Source organism: Bradyrhizobium sp. 172 (assembly GCF_023101065.1).
GTDB lineage: Bacteria > Pseudomonadota > Alphaproteobacteria > Rhizobiales > Xanthobacteraceae > Bradyrhizobium > Bradyrhizobium canariense_D.
Genome location: NZ_CP064701.1, coordinates 7,150,269 through 7,169,085, shown reverse-complemented (window position 1 = coordinate 7,169,085; position 18,817 = coordinate 7,150,269). Strand labels below are relative to the sequence as shown.

Genomic DNA, 18,817 nt, shown 5'->3' with positions numbered 1-18,817 from the left:
AACTCCATGCGGCGACCTATTTTCCCCGCAACTTGTCAATCAGGGGTGAAAGTAGGGACGACTTTTGCTTCTTCGTTTCGCTGCGGCCGGTCAGGCGCTGGGCGATCTGAAGGAACATCTCGATCGACTTATGGTTGGCCGAGATCTCCGCGATCATCTGGCCGTTATTGGCCGCCGAGCCGAAGATCTGCGGCTCGAACGGAATCGAGACGACCGGCTGGCTCTCGATCGCCTTGGCGAACTCCGCCGCGGCGATTTCGGGCCGTTTCGGCACGCCGACCTGGTTCAGGCAGTAGAGCGGCGGCCGGTCGTTGGGGCGCGCGGCCTTCAGGAGATCGAACAGGTTCTTGGTGTTGCGCAAATTGGCGAGGTCGGGCGCCGCCACGATCAGGATGTCGTCCGCTCCGATCAGGGCGCGTTTCGTCCAGCCCGACCATTGGTGCGGAACGTCGAGGACGATGCAGGGCATCGTGGAGCGCAACGTGTCGAACACGGAATCGAAGGCGTCGGCGCCGAAATCGTAGACCCGGTCGAGCGTCGCCGGCGCCGCCAGCAGACTGAGGTGGTCGGTGCATTTCGACAGAAGGCGGTCGACGAAGGCGGTGTCGACGCGATCGGGTGAGAATACGGCGTCGGCAATGCCCTGCGGTGGATCCTGGTTGTAGTCGAGTCCGGCCGTGCCGAAGGCGAGGTCGAGGTCGGCGACGACCGCGTCCATCGCGAGATCGCGGGCGATCGCCCAGGCGACATTGTGGGAGATGGTTGATGCGCCGACGCCGCCCTTGGCCCCGACCACGGCGATAATGCGGCCGACGGCCTTGGCTTCCGGCGCCGAGAACAGGTTGCAGATCGAGCGCACGACGTCGATCGCGCCGACCGGCGCGAGCACGTAGTCGCTGACGCCGCGGCGGACCAGCTCGCGGTAGAGCGTGACGTCGTTGATGCGGCCGATCACGACCACGCGGGTGCCGGCATCGCAGACGGTCGCGAGATGGTCGAGCCCGCCCAGGAGGTCGTTGCGGCCGTCGCTTTCGAGCACGATCACGTTCGGCGTGGGGGCCGAGCGGTAGGCTTCCACCGCAGCCGCCATTCCGCCCATCTGGATCTTCAGATGGGCCTTGCCGAGACGGCGATCTTCGCCGGCTGACTGCACGGCGGCCGCCGTTTCCACGGTCTCGCAGAAAGCCTGGACGGAAACGCGGGGCGCCGGCGCAATATGCTCCTCGACCGGTGGGAGCGATGCCTCGGACTGATCTTCTTGGGGCTGGCGAGCGTAGCTGATCATCTGCCGGTGTCGCTGAGTTTGGCCTTGTCGGCCTCAGGATAGGCGACCGCCGTCGGCATTCCCTTGCGATACTTCTCGAACGCGGCGGTCCGCCGCGGCGTGTAGGACGGCGTTTCGGGCCGCGGCTGCTCGAGATCCGACGGATTGTCGACCATCGCTGCGAGGTTGCGCTGATAGGCGCAGCCGTAATTGTAGTAGTCCTTGTTCTCGAACCAGCTCTTGTTCTTCATCGAAGGGCCGATATCTTCCGGCCACAGGCCGCAGGGACCCGCGACTGCGGCGATCTTGGAATAGGTGAGGCGGATCGGCGGCAGGAATCGCTTGTCGTCCGGCGTGTAAGAGCGGGCGTTGATGCCGCGCGGCGGAACGCCCGCCGCCGACAGCATTGCCTGGATTTCGCGCATGGTGTCCGCGACCGGACGCGCGTTGGGCGTGCCGGACGGTACGTCGATCCGGATCGCGCCGGTGCCTTCGTGCATCCAGGCCGACGCGACGCCCATCACGTCGGCGCGCTGGGCGGCGGTCAAGCCGCCGCGGGCATGGCCGACGAAGACGACGATGGAACGATTCTGCTCCTCGATCGCGATCGGATGGCGCTGCTTGTAGTCGTCGGGAATGGAGGCCGTGACCGCTTCGTCATGCTGGCAGCCGCCTAGGGCGAGCGCCATGCCGACGAGCGCGCCGCCGAGGTGGATGGCGCGCCTGCGAATCTGGGGTGGTCTAGTGATCTTCATGAAGTCCCCGTTCCGCCTCAGTCGGTGATGAAGCCGTAGGTGCCGCGGTAGTTCTTGGCCGGTTCGGTCCGGCCGGGCACGCCGTAGATGCGGTTGATGTTGCCGAGCAGTTCGGCCTGCGGATCAGCCGGTGCGGAGAAGCCATCATCCGGCCGCGACAGGTCCTTTTGCGCAACTGCGCGAACGATGTAGGGCGTCACGATCACGACCAGCTCGGTCGCGTTGTTGACGAAGTCGCGGCTACGGAACAGCGTGCCGAGGACCGGGAGCTGCATCAGACCTGGCAGTCCGCTGACCGCTTGCTTGGTCTGCTGCTGGATCAGGCCAGCCATCGCCATCGCGCCGCCTGAGGGAATTTCCAGCGAGGTTTCTGCGCGGCGGGTCTTGATCGAGGGCACCGTGAGCGAGTTGACCGAGGTCGAGGTCACGGCCTGGGACAGCGTGATCGCGTTTTCGTTCGAGAGCTCGGACACCTCGGTCATTACCCGCAGGCTGATCTTGCCCTCCGTGAGAACGACGGGGGTGAAGTTGAGCGAGATGCCGAACTTCTTGAAGCTGATCTGGGTGGTACAGACGTGCGTGGTGGGGTCGCACGCATAGCCCGCAGGCACCGGAAATTCACCGCCGGCAATGAACGTTGCCGATTCACCGGAGATCGCGGTCAGGTTCGGTTCGGCCAGCGTCCGGATCACGCCCGCGGTCTCCATCGCACGCAGCGTGGCCTGCACCGACGGGGCCGCGCCGAACTTCGTGGTCAGGTTATTGCCGTCGACGAGGTTGTGGCCAAGAGCCGTGAACGGATTGGAGTTGCTGAAGCTGACGACCGAGGTGCCGTAGCTGAGGTTGGCGGTGAGGTCGATTCCGAGCTGCTTGACGATGCTGCGCTGCACTTCCGCGACCGTCACCTTGAGCATGACCTGATCGCGGCCGCGGACCACGATCGAGTTCACGACCTTCTCGGGGCCGCCGGCGAGGCGCACGGCGAGGTCGTTGGCCTGCTGGGCTTCGGCCGGATTCGCGGCCGAGCCGGTCAAGATGATGCCGTCGCCTAGCCCGTCGATCTGGATGTCTGAGTTCGGCAGGACCTGCTTCAGCGCGGCCCGCACGCCGTTGAGGTCGCGCTTGACCGCGATGTCATAGGCCGCGATCTGCTGGCCGGCGGAATCGAAGAACACGATGTTGGTCTGCCCGATCGAGGCGCCAATGATGTAGGCACGCTGCGCCGAGCGGACGACCGCGTTGGCGATCTTCGGATCGGCGACAAGCACGTCCTTGATGTCGCGCGGAAGGTCGATCACGATCGACTTGCCGATGCCGAGCGAGAGGAATCGCGCGTTCATCTGACCGTCGGCCGCAGCCTGCGCCACAGGGCGATAGTCGGCGGCGACCACAGGGGTGAGCACCGGGTTGAGCGCGAGCGCGACGGCGGCCGAAAACGACAGGGCGCGGACCACCGGGGTTCGCATCGTCGCCAAATTCGCCCTGCATTTCATGTCGACAGTCCTCATCGTGCCTTCGCCGTCGAGCTTGGGATACCGTACCGAATGATCGAAATGCCCTCGCGCTTCTGTGCGGAGTCATCGAGCGTGATCTCGCTCAGCTTGACATCGACGATGCTGCGCAGCGCCAGCGACAGCGTGCCGCTCTGGCGTGCGGAGGAGAGCGTCGCAGTCTGCGCAGGATTGAGTTCGAGAGTGACGGTCTTGCCGACCACCGCGTTCTGGCCGTCCTTCTCCTTGGGAGCCTGGTCGATGGCCAGGACGCGGATATTGGCCAGGATGATCTCGGACGTGACGACATCGGGAGCGCCGCTGCTCTGGTCCGGGTTCTTGAGACGGCGCGTCAAAAGCACGTCGACGCGGTCGTTGGGCAGGATGAAGCCGCCTGCGCCGGTTTCCGGCGAGATCTCGGTCGAGATCGCCCGCATGCCGGTGGGCAGGATTGCCGCCATGAAGCCGGAGCCTTCGGCCTTGACCAGCTTCTGGTCCCGGATCGGCTCGCCCTGGATGAAGGGAGATCGTGCGATCGAGCCGGTGACCTGGGTTACCCCCTCGGGGCGCTCGTTGCGGCGGATGAAGGTGGCGCTGGCGGTCGCGGACGGCCAGGTCTGCCATTGCACGTCTTCCGGCTTGACGGTCTGGCCGAGGCCGATGTCGTTTTTCGCGACCAGGACGTCGACGGTGGGAAGCTGCGCGACCGGAGCAGGAGGCGGTGCAGAATTGTCCGAGCCGCTCGCCAGATACGCGGCGACACCGCCGGCGCAGATGGCGACCGTCAGGACGACAATGCGTGCCCTATTCATACGCTTCACTTTCCAACAAACGCCGCGACGCTGACGCCGCCGTAATCGGCAGTTGACCAGCTATTCGTCAAAGCATGGTTAATGAGGCGTATCTAAATCGCCTTAACGCCGGGTTTACCCGATGCGTTCAGCGCAATGCGAGGTGAGCGAGGTCGATCGCCTTCACCCATTCGGTCTCCGGGTAGACCATCAGCGCGCTCAGTGCGAGCGCGATGCCGTAGGGAATGCCGCTGTCCTTGGCGTGCAGCCGCGCGAGCCAGGTCTGGCCAGCGAGCCCGTAAGGCAGCGGCCACTGCCGGAACTGGAGCAGGAGCAGCGTCAGCGCCCCGCCGAACAGCGAGGCGTAGAGCAGGAAGTTCATCAGCTGTGCGAACCCGAACCAAAGCGCGACGGAGGCCGCCACCTTGGCATCGCCGCCACCGACCCAGCCCATCGCAAAACAGGTGAAGGCCACGACTAGGACGAGCGCGCCGGCGCCGACATGGCCCAGCATCTCGTAAGGTGCCATGCCACCGGCGAGAGCGAGCGCGAAAAAGCCGGCGACCAGCGCCAGCGATACGCGGTTGGAGATCGTCATCGTGAAGAGATCGCTTGCGGCGGCAAACGCCATCAGGGCCGGGAAGAGCAGAAGGCGCGCAAGGTCGAGGATCATGGGCTGCGTCTTGAGGCCTGGGTGTGCCGCGGAGCTGGCGTCGCCGGATTCTAGCCGGCAGTGCTAAACAAACCGAAAACGGCGGCGGCGGTCTTGAGGGGTAGAACCAGCCGAAGGCGTGCTCACCAGAGGGAGGCGATGCGTGCGGCGAGCGCGACGGTCGCAAGCAGCAGGGCCAGGCAGACCCAGTAAGCCGGCGAGCCGGTCTGCGCCGCCTCGGCCGCGTTCGCCGCGACCACGGCATCGGTTCTGTACTTGCTCAACGCCACTGGAACTCGCCGTCTTAAAAACAAAGGCCCCGGAAATCCGGGGCTTTTGCAGTCGTTGATCGATCGCCTACTTCAGCGAGCTGCTGATCGAGGTGAACTTGGCGTTCAGCGTGGTGCCGAGATTGTTGACGACGGTGATGATGGCCAGCGCGATGCCGGCGGCAATCAGACCGTATTCGATGGCGGTGGCGCCGGATTCATCTTTCGCGAAACGCGCAATCAGGTTCTTCATGAACAAAACTCCATCTGGGGTGGGATCGCCTCGTTCGGCGGTGTGCTTGACGCAACGACCATGAGATCCGAGCTCTTTCGGGAGAGTTAATTCGATCGGGCAAACGCGCTTGCCGCTGGCCAGAGTGAATTTCGCCTTAAGGCAGCCAGCTGCAATTCGTTCCGGTTCCGGATGTGCAGCAAGCGCAGCACCGGCTTCACCCTCCCTTAAATTTGGGGGAGTACGCGTAGGCGGGACCAGCAATTCGCAAGAGAGGCGACAATGTCGAGCCTGCCCATGGAAATCGCCCTGATGCTTGGCGAGACCATCGCGAAGGTGATCCCCGCGACCTTCGCGCTCGCGGTGGTCTTCACCGTGCTCGAGCATGTCTGGGCCTGCAATCCCGGCGTGCCGTGGTGGCGCAAGCGGGAGATCGTCACGGACATCTGCTACTGGTTTATCGTTCCGGTGTTCGCACGTGTCATGCGGATCGGCCTTCTGATCGTCGGTGCGAGCTTCGTCTTCAACATCCATGATGCCGACGGGCTCATCGCCTTCTACGACAATGGCCACGGCTCGCTGGCGCTATTGCCGCTCTGGGTCCAGGCCATGCTGTTCCTGGTGCTGTCCGATTTCATGCTGTACTGGCTGCACCGGTTGTTCCACGGCGGTGGGTTCTGGAAGTACCACGCGATCCACCACTCCTCGGAGGAGATCAGCTGGATTTCTGCGGCACGCTTCCATCCCGTCAATCTCGTGCTCGGTACCATCGCGGTCGACGTCGTGCTGCTGATGGCCGGCATTTCGCCGAACGCCATGGTCTGGCTCGCCCCGTTCACGACCTTCCATTCGGCCTTCGTGCACGCCAACCTGAACTGGACCTTCGGGCCGTTCAAATATGTGTTGGCGACGCCGGTGTTCCACCGTTGGCACCACACCGCGCTAGCAGAGGGCGGCGACACCAATTTTGCCGGCACGTTCCCGATCTGGGACTTGCTGTTCGGCACTTTCCGCATGCCCGAGGGGCAACTGCCGCAGGATTACGGCAAGGATGAAGCCACCATGCCGAAGGAAATCGGAGGGCAGCTTGCCTATCCGTTCCGCCGCTAGGTTCTCGAGAGCCGCGAACGCCAGTCCGTTCAAACAATAGTCCGAGAGTTTGCGGAACGTTCACGAATTGAGGGCAGGTTAGCCGGGTCGGGCACCGGCTCGGCTGTTATCTGATCGCTTCTGCCGGTTTGTGACGTCCCGGGGGTAAGAGTATGCGTAAACAACTGCTGCGCCGTCATGCGCGCGTCTGTCTTCTGGTTGCGACAGCGGTGCTGGCATCGCCGGCTGCCGTCATTGCCGAGTCCGCCGATACCATCGCCGTCAATGTCGACCAGGCCAAGCTGGTGCGGCTGCCTGGCAAGGTGGCAACCATCGTGGTCGGCAATCCCCTGATCGCCGACGTCACGCTCCAGCCCGGCGGCATGATCGTCGTCACCGGAAAGGGCTATGGCGCCACCAATTTCATCGCGCTCGACCGCGGCGGCGAGATCCTGGTCGACCGCCAGGTCCAGGTCGAAGGTCCGAGCGACCGGCTCGTTACCGTCTATCGCGGGATCGAACGCGAGTCCTACAGCTGCGCGCCGCTTTGCCAGCGCCGCGTGACGCTCGGCGACAGCGACACCTACTTCAACAGCACGATGAGCCAGGCCGGTTCGTTGAGCAGCTCGGCGAGCGGCAGTGCCGGTGCGGGCGCCAAGACGAACTGACTAAGGCGAACTGAGCAAGACGAACCAAGTAAGACGAACCAAGTAAGACCAACCAGCAAGTTTGATTGGCGGATTTGGGGGCAAGGATCGTCCCCGCCCGCCGCACGCGCGCGAGTTTCTCTTTCCGTGTCCTCGTCTCCCTGGTCCGGGTCGTTCGCGGTTAACGCGCTCTTAACGGCCCGGGCCGCCGGGTGCGGATCGCCTGAAACACTTAAACAATCAGTTTCCGCTATTGAACATGGCAGATGATTGCTGCTGCTGGGGAAGTTGATGCCTTCGCCTGCACCTACGAGATTCAGGCTCCTCGCCACGTTGCGCCGGTTTCGTGGCAGCCGCCGCGGCTCCGCAGCCGTCGAGTTCGCGCTCGTTGCGCCGATGTTCTTTGCGTTGCTGTTCGCCATCATCGAGTCGGCGCTGATGTTCCTGGCGAGCCAGGTGCTCGAGAGTGCCTCGCAAAATTCTGCGCGCGTGTTGCTGACCGGGCAGGCGCAATCCGGCACGCTCACGGCCTGCGCGGTCTCCGGCGTCAGCACACCCTGCTCGCAAACGACGTTCAAGGCTTACGTCTGCAGCCAGATCCCGGCGCTGTTTGATTGCACCAAGCTCTACGTCGACGTCGTGAGTACAAACTCGTTCGGAGCGCTGAGCCTCACCAATTATGGTGATTCCTGCAGCTTCAATCCAACCGGCGTGCAGTACAGTGCCGGGGCCGCCAACCAGGTCGTCGTGGTGCGGCTGTTCTATCAGTGGCCGCTCTTCGTCACTGGCCTTGGCTTCAACATGGGCTGCAACAACAAGCGGCTGCTGATTGCGACCGCGGCCTTCAAGAATGAACCCTTCTGAGACAGATGGATCCGAGCGGACAGATGCAGGCGATTGCGAATATCTGGAGGAATGCCCGTAACTCCGTGCGCGACTTCGTCGCCGACACGCGTGCGATCGCGGCGACCGAGTTCGCGGTCATCGTGCCGCTGATGCTGGTGATGTTCTTCGGGACCGTCGAATTTTCATCGGCCGTGGCGATCAATCGCAAAGTCACAATGATTGCACGGACTCTGTCCGATTTGACGTCGCAGTCGACATCGGTCGACGATGGCGACATGCAGGACACGTTCACGGCAAGCATATCGATGATCATGCCGTACGACGCTACGCTCGTGAACGGCACGGTCCTTCAGATCTATATCGACTCAAGCAAGGTCGCCAAGATTCAATGGAGCAAGTCCGCCACCATTGCCAACGGTGCGACGCAGGCCACGCTGACGGCTCCGCCCCCGACTCTGGTAGCTGGCACCACGGTCACCTCGATGATTCCGCCATCGCTCTTGATCGCGTCGACCTACCTTATCTTCAGTCAGGCGAGTTACGTCTACACGCCTTCTGTCAAATTCGTCCTGAAGACGGGCATCACGCTGAGCGATGTCTCCTACACGCGGCCGCGCCAGGTCACCTGCGTTCCTTACACGGGTGTAAAGTCGCCGTGCTGAAATACGAGAGCAGATCCTGGAATAAAAAAAGGCCGGGCATCGCGCCCGGCCTTTTCATTGATTGGTTCGCTCGAGCCGATCGGGGCCCGTAAGCGGTAGGCTCAGCCGGCGGAGCGGAGGTTGTCGGCTGCCGACTTGCCGGAACGGCGGTCGGCGACGATCTCGTAGGAGATCTTCTGACCTTCGCGCAGCGTGCCGAGGCCTGCACGCTCCACAGCGCTGATGTGAACGAACACGTCCTGGCCGCCATCGTCGGGCTGGATGAAGCCGAAGCCTTTGGTCGCGTTAAACCACTTCACGGTTCCCATGCTCATGGGGGTAGTCCCTTCTCAGATAACACAATGTCAGAGCCCGCTTGCGCGGACAGGTTAGATCGAATTTTTGGAAGGGTCGTCAGCGTGTCTGAACCGGCTGTACCGGTGGATGCTAATGTCGTCCGGCCGAAAATCGATTAAGTCATTTTATTGGAAACAGACACCCAAAACAATGCTGACGTGCACGATTTTTTGATCCGCCGTGATGGTCACGGCGGATCAGCATACACGTCGGAATTACAGGTCCGCGCTCGCGCGCTGGGCCCCCGCTAGCGGCGGCGGAACTGGCCGCCGCGCTGTCCGGGACGCGGAGGTCCGCCCATCCCGCTCGGACGTTCGTCCTTGTGGCGGAAAATCAGCCGGCCCTTTTCGAGGTCATAGGGCGACATCTCTACCGTCACGCGGTCGCCCGCCAGAGTCTTGATGCGGTTCTTCTTCATCTTGCCGGCGGTGTAGGCGACGATCTCGTGTCCGGCGTCGAGCTGCACGCGGTAGCGCGCGTCGGGGAGGATTTCGGTGACCAGTCCTTCGAACTGGATCAGCTCTTCCTTAGCCATGAATTTCTCCAGGTCGTGGACGGCTAGTGCGAATGGGGTTTGCGGTTCGGTTGGCCGTTCGGCCGACTCTCGCGGCGCAAAAAGGCAACGCCTTGTATCCCATCAGACGCCCCGGCGCTATGCGCGGAACGCTGTTCCGGACGGGCGTTTGGCGAAGAATGCGCCTTGCCTCCGGAGCGGCTGCGAGGAGCTGCCTTCGGGCCACTGCCGGGCCTTCCGTCGCCCTGCTTGGCGGCACTGTGGTGGCGCCCGTCCGCATGCCTTTCGTCGGCACGGCGACCGTCAGCGTGGCGTCCCTCACCATGCCTTGCGCCTTGCGGACGCTGGCCCGGGCGGCCCGGCCGACCCTGTCGTTGCTGCTGCGGGGGAGGGCCCGCATCGCGGCGGCCGGCGTCGGTGCGGCGATCCTCACGCGGCAGCGCCACTTTGATCAGCCGCTCGATGTCGCGGAGATAGGCGAGTTCCTCGCCGCCTGCGACCAGCGAGATCGCGGTGCCCTCGGCACCCGCGCGCGCGGTGCGCCCGATGCGGTGCACATAGGTCTCCGGCACGTTGGGCAGATCGAAATTGATGACGTGGGTGATGCCGTCGACATCGATGCCGCGGGCGGCGATATCGGTGGCGACCAGGGTACGGATCTCGCCGGTGCGGAACAGAGCGAGTGTCCGTTCGCGGTGGTTCTGCGACTTGTTGCCGTGGATGGCGCTGGCGGGGATGCCGGCCTTCTCGAGCGTCTTCACCACCTTGTCCGCGCCGTGTTTGGTGCGGGTGAAAACCAGCGCGCGGTTGACCTGCTCCTGCTTCAACAGCTGGGCGAGGAACGCCGGCTTGGCGGAGAAGTCGACCTGGATGATGCGCTGCTGGATGCGCTCCACGGTCGAGGAGACCGGGGTCACCGCGACGCGGGCGGGGTCGCGCAGCATGGCGTCGGCCAGCTCGGCGATGTCCTTCGGCATGGTGGCCGAGAAGAACAGCGTCTGCCGCTTGATCGGCAGCTTGGCGACGATTTTGCGGATGTCGTTGATGAAGCCCATGTCGAGCATGCGGTCCGCCTCGTCGAGCACGAGGAATTCGACGCTGCCAAGCTTCAGTCCGTTGCTCTGCACGAGGTCGAGCAAACGACCGGGGGTGGCGACCAGCACCTCGACGCCCTGCATCAGCGAGCGGACCTGACGGCCCATCGGCACGCCGCCGATGGCGAGCGTCGAGGACAGGCGGATGTGACGGCCATAGGCGTTGAAACTGTCGAGGATCTGGCCGGACAGTTCGCGGGTCGGCGACAGCACCAGGACGCGGGTCGTCTTCGGCTGCGGCTTGATGCGATTCTCGAGCAGGCGGTGCAGGATCGGCAGCGCGAAGGACGCGGTCTTGCCGGTTCCGGTTTGGGCGATGCCGACGACGTCGCGGCCGGTCAGCGCGGTCGGAATTGTCTGGGCTTGGATGGGGGTGGGGGTGACGTAGTTCTCTTCGGTGAGAGCACGGGCGATGGGCTCGGCGAGGCCGAAATCCTGAAACGAAGTCAAAAGATGGGTTCTTTCCATGTCAAAAGCGGGCGCCCGGCGCATTCGGCGCGGCGCGCGCAAAAGGGTGTCGAGTGGGACACCTGCGTGTTTGGGGTGTCGGATGGCTTGATGGGATGGGGCAAGCCAGACGCCCGTAAGGGCTTAAGAACACGCGGCTCGCAACGGTCTCCTGATTCGCAAGAGACCTCGACCTCATATGGAACATTGAGGCGGCGCTTTCAAGGCACGCCCCACAGAAACGGCGATCGCGGTGCAGAAATAGTTATGCCGGAAATTTAGCCAGAGTGACAAATTTGCTCAGAAAATAACCTGCCTGCCGCATTCGCATACATTAGAGTTGCTCAATGTTTAGGCGGCGCGGCCTGTGCGATACTTCGTTTTCTGTCAATTTCACCAGCAAAAACAATCGCTTGAAGGGTGTCTAATCCATGGCACAGTTCTTGCGAATCCGTTAATCGCAGGCGGCCGTTGGGGCCGTTTCGCAGCGTTTTTCACGTCTGCGTCAGGGAGATGAGACACTCATGCATAGCAAATCCACTCACGATATAGCGGCGCCATTTAGCCGCCGTGGCGTTCTCGCCGCGACCGCCGGACTGATGCTTGGTCTGGCTTCCATTTCTGGTGCGAAAGCCGCGGACGACACCATCAAGGTCGGCGTGCTTCACTCCCTCTCCGGCACCATGGCCATCAGCGAAACCACGCTGAAGGACACCATCCTCTTCCTGATCGACGAGCAGAACAAGAAGGGCGGCGTCAACGGCAAGAAGCTCGAAGCCGTGGTCGTCGATCCCGCTTCGAACTGGCCGCTGTTCGCCGAGAAGGCGCGCGAGCTGATCACCAAGGACAAGGTCTCGGTCGTGTTCGGCTGCTGGACCTCGGTGTCGCGCAAGTCGGTGCTCCCGGTGTTCAAGGAGCTGAACAGCATCCTGTTCTACCCCGTGCAGTACGAGGGCGAGGAGAGCGAGCGCAACGTGTTCTACACCGGCGCCGCGCCGAACCAGCAGGCAATCCCCGCCGTCGACTATCTGATGAAGGACGAGAAGGTGAAGCGCTGGGTGCTCGCGGGCACCGACTACGTCTATCCGCGCACCACCAACAAGATCCTGGAAGCCTATCTGAAGTCCAAGGGTGTCGCCCAGGAAGACATCATGATCAACTACACGCCGTTCGGTCATTCCGACTGGCAGACGATCGTGGCCGACATCAAGAAGTTCGGCTCGGCCGGCAAGAAGACCGCTGTGGTCTCGACCATCAACGGCGACGCCAACGTTCCTTTCTACAAGGAGCTCGGCAACCAGGGCATCAAGGCGAAGGACATCCCGGTCGTCGCGTTCTCGGTGGGTGAGGAAGAACTCGCCGGCATCGACACCAAGCCGCTGCTCGGCCATCTCGCCGCCTGGAACTATTTCCAGTCGATCAAGTCGCCGGAGAACGAGAAGTTCATCAAGGCGTGGCAGACCTACACCAAGAATCCGAAGCGCGTGACCAACGATCCGATGGAAGCGCACGTGATCGGCTTCGACATGTGGATCAAGGCGGTCGAGAAGGTGAAGTCGACCGATCCGGACAAGGTGATCGATGCGCTCCCCGGCATCGAAGCCAAGAACCTGACCGGCGGCACCTCCAAGATGCTTCCGAACCATCACATCACCAAGCCGGTGTTCATTGGCGAAATCAAAGCCAACGGCCAGTTCGACGTGGTGTGGAAGACCCCGGGTCTTGTCGCGGGCGACGCCTGGTCGAAGGAGCTCGACGGCTCCAAGGACCTGGTCGGCGACTGGGTCGGCAAGAAGTGCGGTAACTTCAACACCAAAACCAACAAGTGCCTCGGTTCGGGCTCCTGATCCGGATCTGACGCTCCATTGCACGATCGGAGAAGGCGGCGATCCCGCCGCCTTCTCCACCCTTTTCTGCCGGGGTCTTTCACAGTGCCAGCCAATTTGTCCGCCCGCCTCTGTTCGCTCCTGCTCTCGTTCTTCCTGATCGCGTTCGCACTGCCGGCCTTGGCCGGCCCGTTCGAGGATGCGGTCGCCAAATTCGCCAACGACGATTATTCCGACACGGAGGAGGCGATCGGCGTGGTCGCAAGCAGCGGCAATACGCTGGCCTTTCCGATCATCAGCGCGCTCCAGGACGGCCGGCTCATGGCCGACCCTGATAGCAAGAAGGTTTACGTCAGCGGCACCGACGGCAAGTCGATCGATGCCACGACCGGTCAGGCCGTGGCCAGCGTGCCCGACAGTGCGAGCGCGGTCCGCCTCAACAACCGCCTTCGCCGCAGCGTCGATGCGGCGATCGGCAGCCTGACGCTGCAGTCACCCGACATCGGAGCGCGGCTCCAGGCCGCGCAATCCGTCTTCAAGTCGCATGAGGAGACGTCGCTCGAAGCGGTCGATGGCGCGCTCGCCAAGGAAACCAACCGATCCGTCAAGGCTGCGCTGGGCGACGCCCGCGCGGCGATCCTGTTGTTCAAGCCGGATGCCACCGAGCTCGAGAAGCTCGAAGCCGTTGCCACCATCAAGGCGCGCGGCGACCAGGAGGCGATGGCGCTGCTGACCGGCATGGGCGACCAGCCGGCCTCGGTGACCAAGGCTGCCGCGAGCGCAATCGGCTCGATCCAGAGTTCGCTCGCGGTCTGGTCGATGGTGCAGAATGCCTGGTACGGCCTCTCGCTCGGTTCGGTGCTGCTGCTTGCTGCGATCGGGCTTGCCATCACGTTCGGCGTGATGGGCGTCATCAACATGGCCCATGGCGAGATGGTGATGATCGGGGCCTACACCACCTTCGTGGTGCAGGAGGTGATCCGTACCCGCTATCCCGTCCTGTTCGACTATTCGCTGCTGATCGCCGTGCCGCTCGCCTTCCTGGTGGCCGGCGCGCTCGGCGTCGTGATCGAGCGCAGCATCATCCGCTTTCTCTATGGCCGTCCGCTGGAGACGCTGCTGGCGACCTGGGGCCTGTCGCTGGTGCTGCAGCAGGCCGTGCGCACCATGTTCGGCCCGACCAACCGCGAGGTCGGCAACCCCTCCTGGATGAGCGGCGCGTTTGAGATCGGCCAGATCACGGTCACCTATAACCGGCTCTGGATCCTTGTCTTCACGCTCGCGGTGTTCGTCATTCTGCTCGCGATGCTGCGCTACACGGCACTCGGGCTCGAGATGCGCGCGGTGACACAGAACCGGCGCATGGCGGCTTCGATGGGCATCGCCACTTCGCGGGTCGACGCGCTGACTTTTGGTCTCGGCTCGGGCATTGCGGGCATCGCCGGCGTGGCGCTGTCGCAGATCGACAATGTCAGCCCCAATCTCGGCCAGAGCTACATCATCGACAGCTTCATGGTCGTGGTGTTCGGTGGCGTCGGCAATCTCTGGGGCACGCTGGTCGGCGCCTTCACGCTCGGCATCGCCAACAAATTCCTGGAGCCGGTCGCCGGCGCCGTGCTCGGCAAGATCGCCATCCTCGTTCTCATCATCCTGTTCATTCAAAAACGGCCGCGCGGCCTGTTCGCGCTCAAGGGCCGCGCGGTGGAAGCATGACCCCTCACATGCTGACGCGATCGCTGGACCGCGGCGCGACCATCTTCCTTGCCATCGTCGTGGCCTGCGGCATCCTCATCCCGCTCTCCAACCTGCTGCTGCCCGCAGGTTCGTTCCTGCAAGTGCCGACCTATCTCGTCGCGCTCTGGGGCAAATATGTCTGCTACGCGATCCTGGCGCTCTCGATCGACCTGATCTGGGGCTATTGCGGCATCCTCTCGCTCGGTCACGGTGCCTTCTTCGCGCTCGGCGGCTACGCGATGGGCATGTACCTGATGCGGCAGATCGGCAGCCGCGGCGTCTACGGCAATCCGATTCTGCCGGACTTCATGGTGTTCCTGAACTATTCGAAGCTGCCCTGGTACTGGTACGGCTTTGACATGTTCTGGTTTGCCGCGCTGATGGTGCTGATCGTGCCGGGCCTGCTCGCCTTTTCCTTCGGCTGGCTCGCCTTCCGCTCGCGCGTCACTGGCGTGTATCTGTCAATCATCACCCAGGCGATGACCTATGCACTGCTGCTCGCCTTTTTCCGCAACGATTTCGGCTTCGGCGGCAACAACGGCATGACCGACTTCAAGGACATCTTGGGCTTCAACGTGCAGGCCGAGGGCACGCGTGCTGCGCTGTTCGCGCTGAGCTGCCTGGCGCTGATCGCCGGCTTTCTGATCTGCCGCGCCATCGTCTCGTCCAAGCTCGGCAAGGTGCTGATCGCCGTGCGCGATGCGGAATCGCGCACGCGCTTCCTCGGCTACCGGGTCGAATCCTACAAGCTGTTCGTGTTCACAGTGTCGGCCTGCATGGCCGGCGTCGCCGGCGCGCTCTATGTGCCGCAGGTCGGCATCATCAACCCGAGCGAATTCGCGCCGGGCAATTCGATCGAGGCCGTGATCTGGGTCGCGGTCGGCGGCCGCGGTACGCTGGTCGGCGCCGCGCTCGGCGCCGTCGTCGTCAACTACGCAAAGACGTTCTTCACCTCCGGCATGCTCGCGCCCTACTGGCTGTTCATGCTGGGTGCCATGTTCATCCTGGTAACGTTGCTGCTGCCTAAGGGCATCGTCGGCACTTTCAACGCCTGGTGGGACTCGTCGAAGGAAAGGCGCGACGCCGCGACCATTGCGAGCGCCGCGGCCGAAGACGGCGTCACCCAACCCAAAATGGCGGAGGAGGCGCAATGAACGTCATGGACACCCGCGCGACCTCCGCAATGCTGTATCTCGACGGTGTGCACGTCTCGTTCGACGGCTTCCACGCCATCAACAACCTCTCGTTGACGCTCGAGCCCGGCGAGATGCGCGCCATCATCGGCCCGAACGGCGCCGGCAAGACCACGATGATGGACATCATCACCGGAAAGACCAAGCCCGACGAAGGCACCGTGCTGTTCGACGGAGTCACCGATCTGACGCGACTGGACGAGACCCGCATCGCCGAGCTCGGCATCGGCCGTAAATTCCAGAAGCCGACCGTGTTCGAGAGCCAGACCGTGCAGGACAATTTGCTGCTCGCGCTCAATGTCGACCACAGCGTCAAGGGTACGCTGTTCTGGCGCGGCAGCCGGGCGGAGGCCGAGCAGATCGACAAGGTGCTGGAGACGATCCGCCTCACCGATGCCCGCAACCGTCTCGCCGGCAGCCTCAGCCACGGCCAGAAGCAGTGGCTCGAGATCGGCATGCTGCTCGCCCAGGATCCGAAACTACTGCTCGTCGACGAGCCCGTCGCCGGCATGACCGACGTCGAGACGCATCTCACCGCCGAGCTGCTCAAGGAAATCAACAAGACCCACACCGTGATGGTGGTCGAGCACGACATGACATTCGTGCGCGAGCTCGGCGTCAAGGTCACTTGCTTGCACGAGGGTACCGTGCTCGCGGAAGGCACCATCGACCAGGTCTCGTCCAACGAGCGGGTCATCGAAGTTTATCTGGGGCGCTGAGCGATGCTTGAGGTCAAGGACATCAACCTGTTCTACGGCGCGGCGCAGGCACTACGCGGCGTGTCGATTGCGGCCGAGCCCGGCAAGGTCACCTGCGTGCTCGGGCGCAACGGCGTCGGCAAGACCTCGCTCCTGCGTGCCATGGTCGGGCAGTACCCGATCTCCTCGGGCGCCATCGTGCTCGACGGCAACGATATCACGGGCCTGAAACCCTATGAGCGCGCGCGCAAGGGTATCGGCTTCGTGCCGCAGGGGCGCGAGATATTTCCGCTTCTGACGGTCGAGGAGAATCTCAAGACCGGCTTCGGGCCGCTCAGGCGCGAGGACAAGCACATTCCGGACGACGTGTACTCCCTGTTTCCGGTGCTGCAATCCATGCTCGGACGGCGTGGCGGCGATCTCTCCGGCGGCCAGCAGCAACAGCTCGCGATCGGGCGCGCGCTGGTGATGCGGCCGAAGCTGCTGCTGCTCGACGAGCCGACCGAGGGCATCCAGCCCTCGATCATCAAGGACATCGGCCGTGCCATCTCGTACCTGCGCAATCTCGGCAACATCGCCATCGTGCTGGTCGAACAATATCTCGACTTTGCCTGCGAACTCGGCGACAGTTTTGCGGTGATGGATCGCGGCGCGGTGAAGTTCACCTGCGACCGCTCCAATCTCGACGCGAGCGAAATCAGCCGCCAGATGGCGCTGTAGGCCATTCTGCCGCGACCGGCTGGGGGGCGGATGCGCAGCGACGTTCTAGCGGCATCTTCGGTGTTCGACGCCAACCGTGCCCGCGGCGCGGTGCGCTTCGACGTCCACGCGCGCGACGGTGTGACACGTCGCGGGATATTGCATGAGTCCGGCTCCCTGCGCGTGCGCTTCCCTTCGCCGGAGGACGAGGGGCTCTCCGGCGTGTTCGTCAACACGGCCGGTGGTGTCGCCGGCGGCGATCGCTTCGACATCGAGATCGCTGCCGCAGATGGTTCGAAGCTGACGCTGACGACGGCGGCCGCGGAAAAGGTCTATCGCGCGCCCGGTCAGGCGGCGGAGCTCAATATCGCACTGAACGTTGCCGCAGGCGCACATCTCGGCTGGCTGCCGCAGGAGACGATCCTGTTCGACCGCGCGCGCGTGCGTCGTCGCTTCGACATAGACCTCGATGCGACTGCCTCGCTCCTGCTGTGCGAGATCGTGGTGTTCGGCCGTACCGCGATGGGCGAACGGATGGAGCAGGGTGAGTTCGTCGATCGCTGGCGGCTGCGTCGCGGCGGCAAGCTAGTGTTCGCCGAGACCGTCAGGCTCGACGGCAATATTGGCGCAAAGCTTGCGCGATCGGCGGTGGCCAGGGGCGGCGCTGCGATTGGCACGGCGCTGATCGTGCCCGGCGACGAGGCCCTGATCGAGCGCATCCGCGAGGCCTCGGAATCCTTCGCCAGCGAGGTCGGGATATCCGCCTGGAATGGCTTTGCAATGGCGCGGTTCTGTGCCCAAGATGCGGCGCGTCTGCGCGCAGACATGATGACCGTGCTGGCGCGCACCGGCGCGGCGCTGCCGCGGCTCTGGTTGAATTGACGAAGTGAACGGAAGAGATTTCGTATGAACCTGTCTCCTCGCGAAAAGGACAAGCTTCTGATCTCGATGGCGGCGATCGTGGCCCGCCGCCGGCTGGATCGCGGCGTCAAGCTCAACCATCCGGAGGCGATCGCGCTCATCTCCGATTTCATCCTCGAAGGCGCGCGGGATGGCCGCACCGTCGCCGAGTTGATGCAATCGGGTGCGCAGGTTCTCACCCGCGACCAGGTGATGCCGGGCATTCCCGAGATGATCCACGACATCCAGGTCGAGGCGACGTTTCCGGACGGGACCAAGCTCGTCACTGTGCACGAGCCGATCAGGTAGGAGCGAAGCATGATCCCCGGCGAACTCTTCATCCAGGACGGCGAGATCGAGCTCAACGCCGGCCGCAAGACGGTGACGCTGACGGTCGCCAACACCGGCGACCGCCCGATCCAGGTCGGCTCGCACTACCATTTCTTCGAGACCAACCCGGCCCTGAAGTTCGACCGCAAGAAGGCCCGCGGCATGCGCCTCGACATCGCCGCCGGCACCGCGGTCCGCTTCGAGCCCGGCCAGACCCGCGACGTCCAACTCGTCGCGGTGGCCGGCAAGAAGACCATCTACGGCTTCCGCGGCGACGTGATGGGGAAGCTGTGAATTCCACAGGAACGAGCGTGGCGCGGCATGGTTGAGGCGAAAACGGAGGACTTTG

At 63.6% G+C, this 18,817-nt stretch carries 22 protein-coding genes; 12 read left to right on the top strand and 10 right to left on the bottom strand.

The window, feature by feature from the left end; genetic code table 11:
- Positions 1-16: 16 nt before the first annotated feature.
- The 7 genes from IVB07_RS34035 to IVB07_RS34005 form a co-directional block, all read right to left on the bottom strand.
- Positions 17-1,285 (bottom strand): AAA family ATPase, encoded by a 1,269-nt coding sequence (locus IVB07_RS34035; RefSeq protein ID WP_018454683.1) that lies wholly within the window; start codon positions 1,283-1,285, stop codon positions 17-19.
- A complete protein-coding gene (locus tag IVB07_RS34030) occupies positions 1,282-2,019 on the bottom strand; it encodes a CpaD family pilus assembly protein (protein WP_018454682.1) in 738 nt (245 codons plus the stop codon). Before IVB07_RS34030 ends, IVB07_RS34035 begins: the two co-directional genes overlap by 4 nt.
- Before the next feature lie 17 nt (positions 2,020-2,036).
- Positions 2,037-3,512: a type II and III secretion system protein family protein gene (locus IVB07_RS34025; protein ID WP_026232792.1), complete on the bottom strand. Its 1,476-nt coding sequence runs from the start codon at positions 3,510-3,512 to the stop codon at positions 2,037-2,039.
- A gap of 11 nt (positions 3,513-3,523) precedes the next feature.
- Entirely contained in the window at positions 3,524-4,321 is a 798-nt protein-coding gene (cpaB, locus tag IVB07_RS34020) for a Flp pilus assembly protein CpaB (protein WP_018454680.1), read from the bottom strand.
- Positions 4,322-4,448: 127 nt separating this feature from the next.
- Positions 4,449-4,973: a prepilin peptidase gene (locus IVB07_RS34015; protein ID WP_018454679.1), complete on the bottom strand. Its 525-nt coding sequence runs from the start codon at positions 4,971-4,973 to the stop codon at positions 4,449-4,451.
- Between the two features lie 122 nt (positions 4,974-5,095).
- Positions 5,096-5,236 (bottom strand): hypothetical protein, encoded by a 141-nt coding sequence (locus tag IVB07_RS34010; RefSeq protein WP_162496356.1) that lies wholly within the window; start codon positions 5,234-5,236, stop codon positions 5,096-5,098.
- 73 nt (positions 5,237-5,309) lie between these two features.
- The gene (locus tag IVB07_RS34005) at positions 5,310-5,474 is read right to left on the bottom strand and encodes a Flp family type IVb pilin (protein ID WP_007599783.1); all 165 of its coding nucleotides are present in this window, start codon (positions 5,472-5,474) and stop codon (positions 5,310-5,312) included.
- A 261-nt stretch (positions 5,475-5,735) separates the two neighbouring features.
- Here IVB07_RS34005 and IVB07_RS34000 point away from each other — a divergent pair, with 261 nt between their 5' ends.
- The 4 genes from IVB07_RS34000 (at position 5,736) to IVB07_RS33985 (ending at position 8,697) form a co-directional block, all read left to right on the top strand.
- On the top strand, positions 5,736-6,563 hold the full coding sequence (locus IVB07_RS34000) for a sterol desaturase family protein (protein ID WP_018454677.1): 828 nt from the start codon (positions 5,736-5,738) through the stop codon (positions 6,561-6,563).
- 152 nt (positions 6,564-6,715) lie between these two features.
- Complete coding sequence (locus IVB07_RS33995) at positions 6,716-7,210, top strand: pilus assembly protein N-terminal domain-containing protein (RefSeq protein ID WP_018454676.1); 495 nt, start codon at positions 6,716-6,718, stop codon at positions 7,208-7,210.
- A 270-nt stretch (positions 7,211-7,480) separates the two neighbouring features.
- Positions 7,481-8,053: a TadE/TadG family type IV pilus assembly protein gene (locus IVB07_RS33990; RefSeq protein WP_026232791.1), complete on the top strand. Its 573-nt coding sequence runs from the start codon at positions 7,481-7,483 to the stop codon at positions 8,051-8,053.
- A gap of 23 nt (positions 8,054-8,076) precedes the next feature.
- On the top strand, positions 8,077-8,697 hold the full coding sequence (locus tag IVB07_RS33985) for a TadE/TadG family type IV pilus assembly protein (protein WP_039799130.1): 621 nt from the start codon (positions 8,077-8,079) through the stop codon (positions 8,695-8,697).
- A 101-nt stretch (positions 8,698-8,798) separates the two neighbouring features.
- On the opposite strand, the gene IVB07_RS33980 is transcribed toward IVB07_RS33985, so the two are convergent.
- The 3 genes from IVB07_RS33980 to IVB07_RS33970 all read right to left on the bottom strand — a co-directional run bounded on the left by IVB07_RS33980 (position 8,799) and on the right by IVB07_RS33970 (position 11,133).
- Positions 8,799-9,011 (bottom strand): cold-shock protein, encoded by a 213-nt coding sequence (locus IVB07_RS33980; protein WP_007599788.1) that lies wholly within the window; start codon positions 9,009-9,011, stop codon positions 8,799-8,801.
- Positions 9,012-9,280: 269 nt separating this feature from the next.
- The gene (gene infA / locus IVB07_RS33975; protein WP_007599789.1) at positions 9,281-9,568 is read right to left on the bottom strand and encodes a translation initiation factor IF-1; all 288 of its coding nucleotides are present in this window, start codon (positions 9,566-9,568) and stop codon (positions 9,281-9,283) included.
- Positions 9,569-9,591: 23 nt separating this feature from the next.
- On the bottom strand, positions 9,592-11,133 hold the full coding sequence (locus IVB07_RS33970) for a DEAD/DEAH box helicase (RefSeq protein WP_051112971.1): 1,542 nt from the start codon (positions 11,131-11,133) through the stop codon (positions 9,592-9,594).
- 479 nt (positions 11,134-11,612) lie between these two features.
- On the opposite strand from IVB07_RS33970, the gene urtA reads away from it, so the two are divergent.
- From urtA to IVB07_RS33930, 8 genes are all read left to right on the top strand, one after another.
- Positions 11,613-12,935, top strand: coding sequence for an urea ABC transporter substrate-binding protein (gene urtA, locus IVB07_RS33965; RefSeq protein ID WP_026232789.1), 1,323 nt, complete (start codon positions 11,613-11,615; stop codon positions 12,933-12,935).
- A gap of 84 nt (positions 12,936-13,019) precedes the next feature.
- Positions 13,020-14,627: an urea ABC transporter permease subunit UrtB gene (gene urtB, locus IVB07_RS33960; RefSeq protein ID WP_018454671.1), complete on the top strand. Its 1,608-nt coding sequence runs from the start codon at positions 13,020-13,022 to the stop codon at positions 14,625-14,627.
- Positions 14,624-15,802 carry an urea ABC transporter permease subunit UrtC gene (urtC, locus tag IVB07_RS33955; protein ID WP_026232788.1) on the top strand — a complete coding sequence of 393 codons (1,179 nt, stop codon included), beginning with the start codon at positions 14,624-14,626 and terminating at the stop codon, positions 15,800-15,802. Before urtB ends, urtC begins: the two co-directional genes overlap by 4 nt.
- Positions 15,799-16,560 carry an urea ABC transporter ATP-binding protein UrtD gene (gene urtD / locus IVB07_RS33950; RefSeq protein ID WP_018454669.1) on the top strand — a complete coding sequence of 254 codons (762 nt, stop codon included), beginning with the start codon at positions 15,799-15,801 and terminating at the stop codon, positions 16,558-16,560. Before urtC ends, urtD begins: the two co-directional genes overlap by 4 nt.
- A gap of 3 nt (positions 16,561-16,563) precedes the next feature.
- Positions 16,564-17,259 carry an urea ABC transporter ATP-binding subunit UrtE gene (gene urtE / locus IVB07_RS33945; protein ID WP_007599806.1) on the top strand — a complete coding sequence of 232 codons (696 nt, stop codon included), beginning with the start codon at positions 16,564-16,566 and terminating at the stop codon, positions 17,257-17,259.
- 30 nt (positions 17,260-17,289) lie between these two features.
- Positions 17,290-18,120, top strand: a complete 831-nt coding sequence (locus IVB07_RS33940; RefSeq protein ID WP_247364118.1) for an urease accessory protein UreD — start codon at positions 17,290-17,292, stop codon at positions 18,118-18,120.
- A 24-nt stretch (positions 18,121-18,144) separates the two neighbouring features.
- Positions 18,145-18,447, top strand: a complete 303-nt coding sequence (locus tag IVB07_RS33935) for an urease subunit gamma (RefSeq protein WP_018454667.1) — start codon at positions 18,145-18,147, stop codon at positions 18,445-18,447.
- Between the two features lie 9 nt (positions 18,448-18,456).
- The gene (locus tag IVB07_RS33930) at positions 18,457-18,762 is read left to right on the top strand and encodes an urease subunit beta (protein ID WP_007599812.1); all 306 of its coding nucleotides are present in this window, start codon (positions 18,457-18,459) and stop codon (positions 18,760-18,762) included.
- Positions 18,763-18,817: the final 55 nt, after the last annotated feature.